Raw genomic sequence first — 13,332 nt, forward strand, 5'->3', positions numbered from 1 at the left:
TGAAATGAATGGTTATGTTGCTGTCTTAGACTCAATTCCTGAACAGAGCATTGCTGTTGCAGTTTATCTGCTGGGCAGCCTGATTGCTTTATGGTGCTGGTATGGCGTAACCAAGCGACTGCCTAAGCCGCTAGGTGGTTTTTTGTGGATTTTAGGCTTTGCCATTCTATTGACACCGACGGTATCCGAGGGGCCGAATGCCTCTATCGCACCTGCAATCTTTGGCTTGCTGTTTGGTGTGTTGACCAAAGAGCAAGCTCTGATTTGGATTAATGCGTCACTTATTTTATTTGTCATTGGGATTGGATCTGTGATTGGCTATTGCTGGTCGACCTATGTGTCGAACAAGGGCAATCTTCGTGTTCACAAGAAAAGTTCACCGTTGTAAGTAAAAAAATAAGGTTAAATCATGTCTGCTGATCATCAACAATTTTCAGGTACAGCTCAGTACATTGCGACTGACAGTTTAAAATTGGCGGTTAAAGCTGCCCGTAGTTTACAAAAACCGTTATTGGTCAAAGGTGAACCTGGTACAGGGAAAACTTTATTGGCTGAGCAGGTAGCAGAAAGTCTGGGCCTAAGACTGATCACCTGGCATATCAAGTCCACCACCAAAGCACAGCAAGGCCTGTATGAATACGATGCGGTGTCGCGCCTGCGTGATAGTCAGCTTGGTGATGACCGTGTCTATGACATCAAGAACTACATCAAGCCGGGTAAACTGTGGGAAGCATTTACCAGCGAAGAACGTTGTGTCTTGCTGATTGATGAAATTGATAAGGCAGACATCGAGTTTCCGAATGACTTGCTACATGAACTCGATAAAATGTCGTTCTATGTGTACGAGACCGGGGAAACCATTACCGCAACCCAGCGTCCAATCGTCATCATTACCTCAAATAATGAAAAAGAATTGCCCGATGCATTCCTGCGCCGTTGTTTCTTCCACTATATCGAATTTCCGGATGAAGCGACCATGCGCGAAATCATCGATGTACATTTCGAGAATATCTCTGCCACATTGGTCAATGAAGCCTTGCAGGTTTTCTTTAAATTGCGCCAGATTCCGGGTGTGAAAAAACCACCATCAACATCTGAGCTGATTGACTGGCTCAGCCTGCTCATGGCTGACGACATGCCGGAAGATATTTTGCGCAATACTGATAAATCCAAAGCGATTCCACCCTTGTACGGCGCCTTGATCAAAAATGAGCAAGATGTACAGTTGCTTGAACGTCTAGCCTTTATGTCACGTCGTTAAGGGAGAAACACGCATGTTTGTGCGACTGTTTTATACCTTACGCAAATACGGCGTACCGGTCTCAACCCGTGAGCTGATCGATTTGAATCAGGCGGTTGCGGCTGGACTGGTCTTTGCCGATCAGGATGAGTTCTATCAGCTGGCCAAAACTGTAATGGTTAAGGATGAGCGCTATTTCGACAAATTCGATCGCGCCATGAAAGACTATTTTGATGGTATCGCGACCTTTGATCTGGATGAACTGCTGAATCAGGTGCATAAGCTGCCCAAAGACTGGTTCGATCTTGAACTGCTTGAAAAGCATTTGACTCCTGAACAGCGCGAAGAGCTGAAAAAAGCCGGATCATTAGAAGAGCTGATGAAAATGCTGGAAGAGCGCTTGCGCGAACAGCATAAAAAACATCAGGGTGGCAACAAGATGATTGGTACCGGCGGCACTTCGCCTTTCGGTGCTTATGGCGATCATCCGGAAGGGGTGCGTATTGGTGGGCCGGGACGGAAACGCTCTGCGGTAAAAGTCTGGGAGCAGCGTCAATATCGCAACCTCGATGATGAGCAGATTCTGGGAAGTCGCCAGATGCAAATGGCACTGCGCCGTTTGCGTAAATTCGCGCGTCAGGGTGCAGCCGAAGAGCTGGATATCGATGGCACGATTCGTGAAACCGCCAAGCAGGGTGTTTTAGACGTACAGCTGGTGCCTGAACGTCGTAACCGCATTAAAGTCTTGATGCTGTTTGATGTTGGCGGTTCGATGGATTCGCATATTGCCCAGTGTGAAAAGCTGTTTAGCGCAGCCAAAACCGAATTTAAAACCCTGGACTATTTTTATTTCCATAACTGCCTGTATGACTATGTCTGGAAAGACAATATCCGCCGGTCCAGCTCGCGCATGAATACCTGGGATTTATTCAATACCTATGGCCGTGATTACCGGGTGATTGTGGTTGGTGATGCCAGTATGGCGCCTTATGAAATCACCTCGGTCGGTGGTTCGGTTGAATATATGAATGATGAAGCAGGACAGGTCTGGTTGCAGCGTCTACGTCAGCATTTTGATAAAACCGCATGGCTGAATCCCGAAGAAGAAAACTATTGGCATTACACGCATAGCATTGGTTTAATTAAGCAAATCTTTGAAGATCATATGTTTCCAATGACTTTGAAAGGCATTGAAGATATGACCAAATATCTCGCGCGTTAATTTTATTTTTCTGTTAGTGGCTTTATCTATAATTATGAGTGGGTTAACCACATTATTTTAGGATAAAGTCATTTGTTGTACATTCCAAAGTTCAGGAATTATTATGGCTCATCAAATTAATGGTATTGCTTTACCCAATGAGGACGGCTTTTTTGGTCAATATGGCGGTCAGTTTATTCCGCCCGATCTAAAACAGGCGATGGACGATATCAATGTCGCTTATCAGGAAATCCGCCATACTCCAGAATTCCAGAACGAGCTTAAAGACCTGTTTGCCAACTATGTGGGTCGTCCAAGTCCTTTATTTCATGCCAAGCGTCTGTCAGATCAGTTAGGCGGTGCACAGATTTATCTGAAACGTGAAGATTTAAATCATACAGGTGCACACAAGATCAATCATTGTCTGGGTGAGGCTTTGCTGGCCAAATACATGGGCAAGACCAAAGTCATTGCAGAAACTGGTGCGGGTCAGCATGGGGTGGCATTGGCAACTGCCTGTGCCTTGGTTGGGATTCCATGTGAAATTCACATGGGTCAGGTGGATATTGAAAAAGAGCATCCAAACGTCGTAAAAATGAAGATTCTGGGTGCGCGCCTGATCTCTGTGACGCGTGGTACAGCAACCCTGAAAGATGCAGTTGATAGTGCATTTGAAGAATACTTGAAAGACCCGAAAAATTATATCTATGCCATTGGTTCGGTGGTGGGGCCGCATCCATTTCCAATGATGGTACGTGATTTCCAGTCCATTATCGGTGATGAAATCAAAGTGCAAAGTAATGACCGTTTTGGTGCAAACCCGGACTATGTGGTGGCCTGTGTTGGCGGTGGTTCCAATGCAGTGGGTGCATTTACCGCGTTTTTAAATGAACCGGAAGTAAAGCTGGTGGGCGTAGAGCCGGGAGGTCATGGCCTGGACACCGATATGCATTCGGCGACCTTAACACTGGGTAAACCAAGTCAATTGCATGGTATGGCCTGCTATGTGCTGGAAGATGAGCAGGGTGAACCTTTACCGGTACATTCGATTGCTTCTGGCCTGGATTATCCTGGTGTGGGGCCGCAACATAGTCTGCTTAAGGATTTGGGCCGGGTCGAGTACACCACCGCCACCGATCAGGAATGTCTGGATGCTTTCATGACCTTGTCGCGTGTAGAAGGTATTGTGCCGGCTTTAGAAAGTTCACATGCAGTGGCCTGGGCAATTCGTGAAGCAGGCAAATTGCCAAAAGAAGTCAAGATCGTGGTCAATCTTTCTGGTCGTGGTGATAAAGACTCGGATTATGTGGCAGAAAAATTAGGTCTAAACTGATTTTATCCAAAACACGAGTATAAAAAATCCCGGTTATATACCGGGATTTTTTATACATTCAATCGAAGCTTGATCTTCAGTTATTTAAATGCGCTTCAAATATTGGAGAGAAAGCCAGAGATGCTTTTAACCTGAAATATATTGCTGTAATTGATCAATCAGTTTGCGTTGGTCATCCATTGCTGCTTTGACCAAATCTCCGATTGAAATCAGACCAAGCAGTTTTTCATCTTCTACTACTGGCAGATGCCGTAGATGGCGCTCAGTCATTAAGGCTAAACAGTCTTCTACAGTCGTCGAGGTATTTACGGTAATCACTTTAGAGGTCATGATTTCATTGACTGTGGTATCGAAAGAGGTTCTTTGCATCAGGGCGATTTTACGGGTGTAATCCCGCTCCGACAAAATCCCTACCACGTTATCTTCATGCGTTACCACAAGTGCCCCGATTCCTTTATCAGCCATCAAGGTGATGGCCTCTAAAACAGTAGAATCTGGACGGATGGTATAAATAGCTTGATGCATTTTTTCATTCAGCACCTGTGCCACATTGGTCATGCTTCATCATCCTTACTGGTCAATTTATTATTAATCCTAGAGTATGCCTTCAACCTGAACATCTCTAAGTGTTTAGGTTTTAGTCTTTATAAATAGCATGTTATTTACGCAATGTGCAGTCTTTGTTGTGAAAAAAATAGATGACGCATCTGTGCAGTGCTCAGTTTAAGTCTGGTGCCATTGGTATTGCACAGGGCTGGGGTGACATTCAGGCGCGACAAGGTCGGCAATAATGCATTTTCAAAATCTTCAGAATTGATTTTACGCGGAGCATAATCAGGCCAATGTTGCTGGGCATAATTTTTGGCATCGAGAGGATTTAGCCAAAACGGGAAAATACAGTCTTCCTGATCACGCATCATTGCCCAGCCTTTATGATATGCGCCCCATAGCTCGCCACAATTCCTTAAAGATTTCAGCATGGTGATCTTGAAAAGGGATTCTTTACAGATCGGATCAATTTGAATAATTTTTCGTGGTTTCATTAGAATAAAGTGCTATTGGATGTCAGACCCTATTCTAGGAACTTTATAAGTAATTACTGTTTCAGCTTTGCAAGGATTGGTAAGAAAATATGTATTTATTGCTATTTATCGAAAAAAAGGGCTGAAAAAAACGCCACCTAGGTGACGTTTCATTATGCTTGCAGGGTGGCCATGTTCTGCCAGTACTGCGCTTTGAGTGAATCCCGTTCTACACGGAAACCTTGATAATAAAGTTCTGCTAAAAAAAGCGCTGCTTTACCATGACCTGCACGAGCTGCATCTTCAAGCTGTTTTACCGCATCCACAAAGTTCATTTGGGATTGGATGGTATTCACGGCATCTGCATACAGATGTTCCAGATCGTGTTGAGAGAGTTGTTGTATCATATAAAAACTCCTTAATTTTAATTATGATTACAGGACAGACTAATCAGTCTAAATACAAATATAACTTACTATTGTTAAACTAATATTACAAAATAATGGAAAAGTCAACCATTCGATTTTATTCGTTTACTTTAGTTATAGTTTACATGACTAAACTATACACACTTATAAATATTATTAAGATAAATTGTAAATAGAGATCAAACAATAAGGAGAAAACCATGATGACAAGAACTTTAGATGGTGTAAATTTTGATATGCCACCAACTGCTGGGCAAATCCTGGAACTTGCACATTTGCATCGCAAAAAACTGGATGACGCTATATTTAGTAAATATACGCATCTGGGTAATTATGGGCTGGCACAACGTAAAGAGGTGTATGACTTTACCCGTGCTCTGGATGTCAATCAGCGTGAGCAGTTCTATAAACTCTATAATGGCGAGTTGGTTCGAATTGCAGATGAAGATCGCCTGCATCCCCCTGAAGCAGAAGCGGGGTTAAGTAAATTTGCTGTTGCACTGGTATTGGTGATTGTAGCATTGGTGCTGTATTCAACTATTCTGAGCAGAATGATGAGCTAATCCGCAGAGTCGTGGGTTTTAGCCCTGCTAAATATGGCGCTACTGACTTGAACTTATATAAACCTAACCATACACTACCTTTAACTTGAGGTAGTGTATGTCTATAGATACAGAAAAGTTAATTCAATGGTTCAGCAGAATCAAGCTGGAACAGATTTATAATATTGTTGTCATTTTTATGGTTGTGGTAATTTTATTTTTAGCCGCATTGGCTCTCTATCGTCCGCTTAACATCTCTCAAATCACCCAGATTCGGCAACTTTCTGAACAGCAAAATTTGCCCCAAACTCAGGATCTGGCACTGGCTCTATTAGAGCAGCAGCATATCCGTCGTGGGCAGTATCTTAAATTGATGCAGGCCTATCAGCAGGAGTCTCTGCGGGCGCGTCAGCTGCCACCGCTCTCGGTGGAGATGCCTTAGGCACAGGGTTTGCTGGCAAATTGAAATTGGCATCCATTAAATTCTGCTCCAAACGCATTTTCAAGGCATCTTTATCCAGTTCTTTATTGACCACGACCAGCGTTAGGCGGTCTGGATGTAAATGTTTGCGTATTGCATTTTGCACATCCTTTGCGCTAATTCTGGCTAGACGTTCCGGATAACTGGATAAATAATCATTTTGCTCACTATAAAAGCCCATATTGCCTAACTGGGCATTAATGGTGGCATTGCTGCTGTAATTGTTAGGGAAGGCGCGCAGCATGCCTGCTTTGGTTTCTTCCAGACGTTGAGTGTCAATCGGTTGGCTGACAAAATTGATAAATGCCTGATGTGCAATCTGAATACTCTCTAGTAGCTGATCCTGCCGTGTAGAATATTTAAAGCTGAATACTCCGGGTGCCTGACTAAAGCTGAATGAGCTATAAGCGCCGTAGCTAAAACCACGTTTGACCCGCAGTTCCTGCATCAGTACCGCATTAAATCCACTCCCGCCAAACATGCGGTTGGCGACTTCTAGAGCCAGTCGGTCTTCAGTAAAGCGTGATGGCCCTATATGTCCAAAGGTGACATGCGCCTGAGACGAGTTATAAGGTAAATGCACCACTTCAAAACCAGATTTAATTTCAGGCTGTGGTAATGCAGCTGCTTTTTGACCTTGAGTTAAATTGCCGGCAATCCGTTCTGACAGTTCCAGCGCCTGTTTGGGGCTGAGTTTACCGGTAATAGCAATATTCATATTTTGCGCCACCAGAAACTGATCACGGAATTGTTTTAATAATTCGGCATTAATTTTCTTGGTACTGCCTTGGGTGCCACTGATTGGTTCTGCATAAGGATGCTGACCATATAGAGTACGATAAAAACGAATATCCATCAGCCGGCTTGGATTTTCCTGTAATTGCTTTTGTCCCACTTGGGTATTGCTTAAAGCCAGATTAATACTGGAGGGTTTAAATGACGCATTCTTTAGAACTTCCATCATCATTCCGAGTGCCGGTTCCAATTTATTTGGATCTGAAAGCGTACGCAGCCGAACCACAAACATGTCTCGATAGGCCTGTACGCTAAATTGTGCGCCGGCTTGGTCAAAAATTGCCGCCACCTGATTCGCACTATATCTGTCTGTGCCTTCACGCATCAGCCTGGCTGCCATGCTGGACAGGCCATAGAGTCCTTTAGTAATTTCTTGATCACGCGCCGAACCGGCATTAAAGGTCAGCTGGATATCCACCATTGGAAGATCTTGGGTTTCAACAAATAGCGTACGTACCTGATAGCGATTGTTCAGGTCGTGAATATACGGTGCCTGAAATTCACGCTGCGGATTGAGATTTTTCAGGCTTTGCAACAGAGGGATAGACTGTAACTGACTCGGATTATCGTTTTGATCGGGTTGAGGGTCCAGATAATTTTCTGCATGAACAGCAGAAGCAAAACTTAAAATAAAAATAAGTAAAAAAGGGCGAAGATGATGACGCATTGCAATCCCCATTATTGGGCTTTTTGTTCAGGTGAGAGATAAAGTGTGCTGAGATTGTCTCGGACGAAATAGGCATTGGCGACACGCTGGATATCCTGAACGCTGACACTTTCAAAATGCTTGGGTAGTTCATCCATCAGCCGATAACTCAGTCCATTGACTTCCAGATTGCCAATCATTTTGGCCTGGCCGGCAATATCATCCTGACTATAAATCAAGCTGGAGATAAAGCGGGTGCTGATACGATCTACTTCCTGTTGGGTCATGGCGGTGGTTTTGAGTAAATCCACTTCATCCTGAATCGCTTGTTGTGACTCTTGCAAAGATACGCCTGGCGCAGGTAAGGCAGAAATGCCAAACAGGCTGTCACCACGATTATAAGGATCATAAGAAGCGCTGACAGAGGTCAGAATTTTACGATCACGCACCAGACGGTCTTGCAGGCGTGAAGAAATGCCGCTGTCCAAAAGGCTACGAATAATGGTCAAGGCATACGCATCTTGGGGGTTTTTGGCAGTGCCGAGGGATTTCACATTCCAGGTCATGTACAGATTGGGCACCTGAACATTACTGTTAATTTCCATATGTCGATAGCCTAAGCGTTCAAACTCCAGCACATCATTACGTGGCGGTGTTGGACGCGCAGGAATATCTCCAAAATATTTTTGCACTTGCGCTAAAGCCGCTTCCGATTCCACATTTCCGACAATTACCAGAATGGCATTATTCGGGCTATACCAGTCCCGATACCATTTTTTGATATCATTTAACTGAATATTATTTAGAGTTTTCATATGTCCAATCACCGGTTGGCGATAATGGCTGGTCGGATAACTGATCCATTTAAAGCGTTCAAAGGCCTGAGCGCGCGGGTTGTCATCGGTACGCTGGCGCCGTTCTTCCATCACCACTTTAATTTCTGGCGCAAAGTCCTGCTGCCGCAGTAATAAATTGCTCATGCGGTCAGATTCAAGTTCCAGTGCCATGGGGAAATAGGCTTTAGGATAGAGCTGATAATAATTGGTGTAATTGGTAAAGGTGGCGGCGTTGATGCTGCCGCCATAAATCCGGCTCAGACGGGTAAATTCGTCATTTGGAACTTTATGCGTACCTTTGAACATCATATGTTCAAGTGCATGCGATACCCCCAGAATATTGCCAGATTCATCACTGCTGCCGACTTTATACCAGATCTGGGTCATCACCATGGGCGCACGATGGTCTTCCCGAATAATGACTTTTAATCCATTGCTTAAAGTCGTTTCAAAAGTGGTGCGTGATAATTCACTGCGAGTCTGGGCTTGGGCCTGATTAATACTTAATCCCAGCAATAAGGCACCAAGTGGATAAAGTGTTTGTTTAATCATTCTGGAAAAAGAGGAGACAGTCAAAAAGGTGGCGGACACTAGATCTCCCAAAAATAGGCATTTGTATTTAGGGTTATTTTTAATAAATGCGGAGATGAAAGCAACCAAGAGCTGTAGCTTTTTGGTATGTTTGTCCAGCATTTGCATTGCTAGCTGCAAAGCAGGCAAGTTATGGTAGAATCTGGGTTTTTAACGCAATGCTTTTCAAGGATTCGGCATGCAACAGCAATCTAATGGGCAAAACAAATTTTTGATTGATGCTGATATCGGAGATGATGATGTCACATTACCGAGCTTACCTGCGGTCAATGTGCCTATCGTAGAAACGCCAAGCGAAGCAGCTGTAGTTTCTGCACCTGTCGTAACAGAAACTGAAAATGAAGATTCTGCGGCGAAAGGTGGCTTCTTTAGCCGTATGAAAGAGGGTTTAACCAAAACCCGTAAAAACCTTGCCGATGGGATGGTCAATATCCTGATCGGTGGTAAAGAAATTGATGATGAATTATTAGAAGAAGTCGAAGAGCAGCTGCTGGTGGCCGATATTGGTGTGGAAGCCACCAAGACCATCATTGCTAACCTGACCGAGCGTACCGAACGTGGTGACTTGATCTACTCGCATTCACTGTATAAGGCGCTTCAGGAAGAACTGGTGGCTTTATTGGCACCCCGGGTAAAACCGCTACACATTGATCCGAATAAATCGCCTTATGTGATTTTAGTGGTCGGTGTAAATGGTGTAGGTAAAACCACCACGATTGGTAAACTGGCCAAACGTCTGCAAGGTGAAGGCAAGACTGTCATGCTGGCGGCAGGTGATACTTTCCGTGCAGCTGCAACGGAGCAGCTGCAAATCTGGGGTGAGCGTAATAATATTGCGGTCGTGGCTCAAGGCAATGGTGCAGACTCGGCTTCAGTCATTTTCGATGCTTTTGAAAGTGCGCGTGCCAAAGGCGTAGATGTATTAATTGCTGATACAGCTGGTCGTTTGCATAACAAAGGTCATTTGATGCAAGAGTTGACCAAAGTAAAACGTGTCATGCAGAAAATTGATGCGACTGCACCACATGAAGTGATGTTGGTTGTCGATGCCGGAACAGGTCAGAATGCCATTAACCAGGTCGAAATGTTTGATGAGGCGGTAGGCCTAACCGGTTTGACCATTACCAAGCTCGATGGGACTGCCAAAGGTGGCGTACTGTTTAATATTGCCAGTCGTACTCATGTGCCGATTCGCTTTATTGGTGTGGGTGAGAAAATTGATGACTTGCGTCCTTTCTCTGCCAAATCTTTTGTTGCTGCATTGTTTGAAACTGAAAATAAATAATGCGTGATAATTCACACAAACTCCGCTAAGTGCGGAGTTTGTTGTTTTTGAGAGGTTTGAATGCTTTAAAAATCAGCTAGAAAATATGAACCAGATCTATCTACCGTAATAAAGCCATTATACTTGTATGGGATTATTCGAGCTGTTTTAGCTGGGTTTTGTGGGGGGAAGAAATGGCATTGCTAAATAAAATTGGTCAGGTATTAACAAGTGATATAACCAAGGACTTTAAATTTTCGAAAAAAAACAAACCTGATGATGATTTGAAACTGACTTTTGTTGATCAGTTGAAAAAGCGCCGTAGTATTTATGAACTTGGCAAGCGGGTACATTATAGTCAGGCGTATCTGAGTGAAATGCTTCAGGCAGCAGTTCGCAGTTGTCCTTCAGCCTATAATTCCCAAAGTACGCGGATTGTAGTGTTATTTGCGGATTCTCATTATAAGTTTTGGGAACTTGTCAAACAGGTTCAGCGCCAGCATGTGCCCACACATATTTACGAAGGTGCAGAGATCAAGTTAAATCAGTGTGCCGCGGCATATGGCACGATTTTATTTTACGAAGATCAAGCCGTGATTCAGCAACTACAAAAGAAAATGCCGCTCAATGCAGAAGATTTCCCGATCTGGTCTGAACAGACATCAGGAATGGCGCAATTTGCCGTGTGGACTGCATTGGCAGATTCGGGTTTAGGTGCATCTTTACAGCATTATAATCCGCAGATCGACACTTTAGTCGCCGAGCATTTTGACATTGAAAAGAGCTGGTTGTTACGTGCCCAACTTTGCTTTGGCTCGATTGAGCAGGCAGCAAAAGAAAAATTAGAACAGCAAGATCAGCACTTTTTTAAAGTATTGGGTTAAAAACCGATGAAGGACGGTATAGCAGCATGGATGCTGCGAATGAAATCTAATACAAATATTCTATTCAGATCTAAGTCTGATTGTTCTATAAATAAAACACATTGTTATGGGAATGCACCTGTTTTAAGTGCTCAAAACACGTAGTATGACTTTATCAGTTTTTAATAATCAAAATACATAGAGGTGAATTTATGGCATTTTTAGATCAAATCAAACAGCGCCGAAGCATTTATACCATTGGGAAAAATGTGAGCCTGGAGCAGGCTGAAATTGAAAATCTCATTAAAGATGCAGTTAAACACAGCCCATCATCTTTTAACTCGCAAACTTCTCGTGTGGTAATTTTATTTGGTCAATCACATGATACTTTCTGGCATATTGTGCGTGAAACCTTGCGTGATCTTGTTTCGACAGATGCATTTGAAGCAACCAATAATAAAATTAATGGTTTTGCAGCAGGTTATGGCACCGCATTGTTTTATGAAGACCAGAATGTGGTGAAATCGATGCAAGAACAGTTTGCACTCTATGCCGATAACTTCCCGGTCTGGTCAGAGCATTCTTCAGCCATTGCGCAGTTTGCAACCTGGACAGCTTTGGCAGAGAAAAATATCGGTGCCTCGTTGCAGCATTACAATCCAATTATTGATGAAGAAGTTGCACAAACTTTTGAAGTCCCATCGCACTGGAAGCTTCGCGCGCAATTGGTCTTTGGTTCTATTGAAGCACCTGCAGGCGAAAAAACCTTTATGGATGATGCGGAGCGTTTTAAAACCTTTGCATAAATCGGGTTTCAGCTAAAAAGAAGTGCTTTTGTGCTTCTTTTTTTATTTGTACTGGCTAATAGCAGATAATTTAAAATTGCTAGTCAAATAAATGCTAAAAGTTCAGGTGAAATAAGAGAAGTTTTTGTCATAAAATTGTCATTTCGACGCGGCATAGTGCAGCTCAACTTTAATAATTAACTTGAAATGAGTAGATGATATGGATTTTCGTATTGCGGCAACTGTAGCGGCACTGTTGTTTAGTACCTCGGTTTTTTCAGCGGTGACTATTACAGTACCTGAAGAAATTAAGATCGTTGCGGTAAATAATCAAGAAATAAAATCAAGTCTATTACGTTCTAATTCAACTTATAAACTGGATGCTGGAATGAATAATATCAGCGTCCGCTATAATGAGTTTTTTCAGCACTCTGATAATTCACATGACATTTTAAAGTCGGGAGTGCTTACTGTAAAAACTCCAGAGCTTAAAGATGGTGAAACCTATCGTTTAGCGTTAATTAATGCACCTCAGAATTTTGACGAAGCTAAAAAGTACCAGGATCAGCCCATCATTGGCTTATATGATGCAAAAAATCAGCTGCTTGTTCAGCAAGCGGGCGCTAAAGATGCAGCGAGAACATGGTTTGCAAATAATGTATTGACCAAAACAGTCGAGATGAGTAGCAAGTCAGCAACATCACTTAATCAACCAGCACCTGTATATGCTCAGGCAGCTAGTGTAGCTACGGTCGCCACTCCTCAAACTCAATTCATCGGGCAGAATGATCAACAACTCATTCAATTATGGCAAAAGGCCTCCAAAGCTGAACGTCAAAAAATTATGACTTGGTTGGCTGAACAGACGAATTAAAAGATAAAGTATGAAGGATCAAATGGTATTGATGCTTTTTTAATAGGTAGAGTGCAGAGATTTATATTTGGTTATACTTTTAATGCAAAAAATCTGGAAAATCTCTCAGAAAAGGCTAAAAATAACATTTTAGATTAAAAAATAAACGTACACGTCACTTTTTTGAATCTTTTTGAGAAAAGCCCTTGCGCTTGTTTTTAAAGTGTATAGAATACGCTGCATCAAGGCGATACAGCAAAACGAACTTAGCTGATTAAGTTAGGTTGTTGTGTGAGTTGCCTGGTAGCTTGTTTCTGACGAAGAGCAAGAAGATCATTAAGAGCTTATGAAGAACAACTTGTGTGGATTTTTACTGGTTGATCGATCGAAATTATTTTCATTGATTGATGGTAGAAATGACTCGAAGTTTATTTGAGAAATATTTGTCAGAA

General features: G+C 42.9%; 15 protein-coding genes. 10 read left to right on the forward strand and 5 right to left on the reverse strand.

All coding sequences use genetic code 11. From position 1 onward, the window contains the following. Positions 1 to 4 precede the first annotated feature (4 nt). From FTT73_RS13715 to trpB, 4 genes are all read left to right on the forward strand, one after another. Entirely contained in the window at positions 5 to 388 is a 384-nt protein-coding gene (locus tag FTT73_RS13715) for a hypothetical protein (RefSeq protein ID WP_074383190.1), read from the forward strand. A gap of 21 nt (positions 389 to 409) precedes the next feature. Then, a complete protein-coding gene (locus FTT73_RS13720; protein WP_005170644.1) occupies positions 410 to 1,261 on the forward strand; it encodes a MoxR family ATPase in 852 nt (283 codons plus the stop codon). Between the two features lie 13 nt (positions 1,262 to 1,274). Continuing rightward, on the forward strand, positions 1,275 to 2,462 hold the full coding sequence (locus FTT73_RS13725; protein ID WP_180191578.1) for a VWA domain-containing protein: 1,188 nt from the start codon (positions 1,275 to 1,277) through the stop codon (positions 2,460 to 2,462). A gap of 103 nt (positions 2,463 to 2,565) precedes the next feature. After that, positions 2,566 to 3,774 (forward strand): tryptophan synthase subunit beta, encoded by a 1,209-nt coding sequence (trpB, locus tag FTT73_RS13730; RefSeq protein ID WP_005170649.1) that lies wholly within the window; start codon positions 2,566 to 2,568, stop codon positions 3,772 to 3,774. Between the two features lie 126 nt (positions 3,775 to 3,900). On the opposite strand, the gene FTT73_RS13735 is transcribed toward trpB, so the two are convergent. The 3 genes from FTT73_RS13735 to FTT73_RS13745 all read right to left on the reverse strand — a co-directional run bounded on the left by FTT73_RS13735 (position 3,901) and on the right by FTT73_RS13745 (position 5,203). Then, positions 3,901 to 4,332 carry a CBS domain-containing protein gene (locus FTT73_RS13735; protein ID WP_005097071.1) on the reverse strand — a complete coding sequence of 144 codons (432 nt, stop codon included), beginning with the start codon at positions 4,330 to 4,332 and terminating at the stop codon, positions 3,901 to 3,903. A 104-nt stretch (positions 4,333 to 4,436) separates the two neighbouring features. Continuing rightward, positions 4,437 to 4,817, reverse strand: a complete 381-nt coding sequence (locus FTT73_RS13740) for a DUF2750 domain-containing protein (protein WP_005097070.1) — start codon at positions 4,815 to 4,817, stop codon at positions 4,437 to 4,439. A 152-nt stretch (positions 4,818 to 4,969) separates the two neighbouring features. Then, on the reverse strand, positions 4,970 to 5,203 hold the full coding sequence (locus tag FTT73_RS13745) for a hypothetical protein (RefSeq protein ID WP_005097069.1): 234 nt from the start codon (positions 5,201 to 5,203) through the stop codon (positions 4,970 to 4,972). Between the two features lie 224 nt (positions 5,204 to 5,427). Here FTT73_RS13745 and FTT73_RS13750 point away from each other — a divergent pair, with 224 nt between their 5' ends. Beyond that, positions 5,428 to 5,787 carry a hypothetical protein gene (locus tag FTT73_RS13750; RefSeq protein WP_035337940.1) on the forward strand — a complete coding sequence of 120 codons (360 nt, stop codon included), beginning with the start codon at positions 5,428 to 5,430 and terminating at the stop codon, positions 5,785 to 5,787. Between the two features lie 97 nt (positions 5,788 to 5,884). Then, positions 5,885 to 6,208: a hypothetical protein gene (locus FTT73_RS13755; RefSeq protein WP_005170656.1), complete on the forward strand. Its 324-nt coding sequence runs from the start codon at positions 5,885 to 5,887 to the stop codon at positions 6,206 to 6,208. On the opposite strand, the gene FTT73_RS13760 is transcribed toward FTT73_RS13755, so the two are convergent. After that, on the reverse strand, positions 6,132 to 7,709 hold the full coding sequence (locus FTT73_RS13760; RefSeq protein ID WP_180191579.1) for a pitrilysin family protein: 1,578 nt from the start codon (positions 7,707 to 7,709) through the stop codon (positions 6,132 to 6,134). The two genes, FTT73_RS13755 and FTT73_RS13760, sit on opposite strands and share 77 nt — an antisense overlap. A gap of 11 nt (positions 7,710 to 7,720) precedes the next feature. After that, positions 7,721 to 9,115, reverse strand: a complete 1,395-nt coding sequence (locus tag FTT73_RS13765; RefSeq protein WP_159516754.1) for a pitrilysin family protein — start codon at positions 9,113 to 9,115, stop codon at positions 7,721 to 7,723. Positions 9,116 to 9,293: 178 nt separating this feature from the next. On the opposite strand from FTT73_RS13765, the gene ftsY reads away from it, so the two are divergent. The 4 genes from ftsY to FTT73_RS13785 all read left to right on the forward strand — a co-directional run bounded on the left by ftsY (position 9,294) and on the right by FTT73_RS13785 (position 12,901). Then, positions 9,294 to 10,400, forward strand: coding sequence for a signal recognition particle-docking protein FtsY (gene ftsY / locus FTT73_RS13770; protein ID WP_005097061.1), 1,107 nt, complete (start codon positions 9,294 to 9,296; stop codon positions 10,398 to 10,400). A 173-nt stretch (positions 10,401 to 10,573) separates the two neighbouring features. Continuing rightward, entirely contained in the window at positions 10,574 to 11,263 is a 690-nt protein-coding gene (locus tag FTT73_RS13775; protein ID WP_005097060.1) for a nitroreductase family protein, read from the forward strand. A 191-nt stretch (positions 11,264 to 11,454) separates the two neighbouring features. Further along, positions 11,455 to 12,048: a nitroreductase family protein gene (locus tag FTT73_RS13780; protein WP_005097059.1), complete on the forward strand. Its 594-nt coding sequence runs from the start codon at positions 11,455 to 11,457 to the stop codon at positions 12,046 to 12,048. A 199-nt stretch (positions 12,049 to 12,247) separates the two neighbouring features. Further along, positions 12,248 to 12,901, forward strand: coding sequence for a DUF2057 domain-containing protein (locus tag FTT73_RS13785; protein ID WP_180191580.1), 654 nt, complete (start codon positions 12,248 to 12,250; stop codon positions 12,899 to 12,901). Positions 12,902 to 13,332 lie beyond the last annotated feature (431 nt).

It is taken from the genome of Acinetobacter sp. YH01006, assembly GCF_013420445.1.
Taxonomy (GTDB): domain Bacteria; phylum Pseudomonadota; class Gammaproteobacteria; order Pseudomonadales; family Moraxellaceae; genus Acinetobacter; species Acinetobacter pseudolwoffii.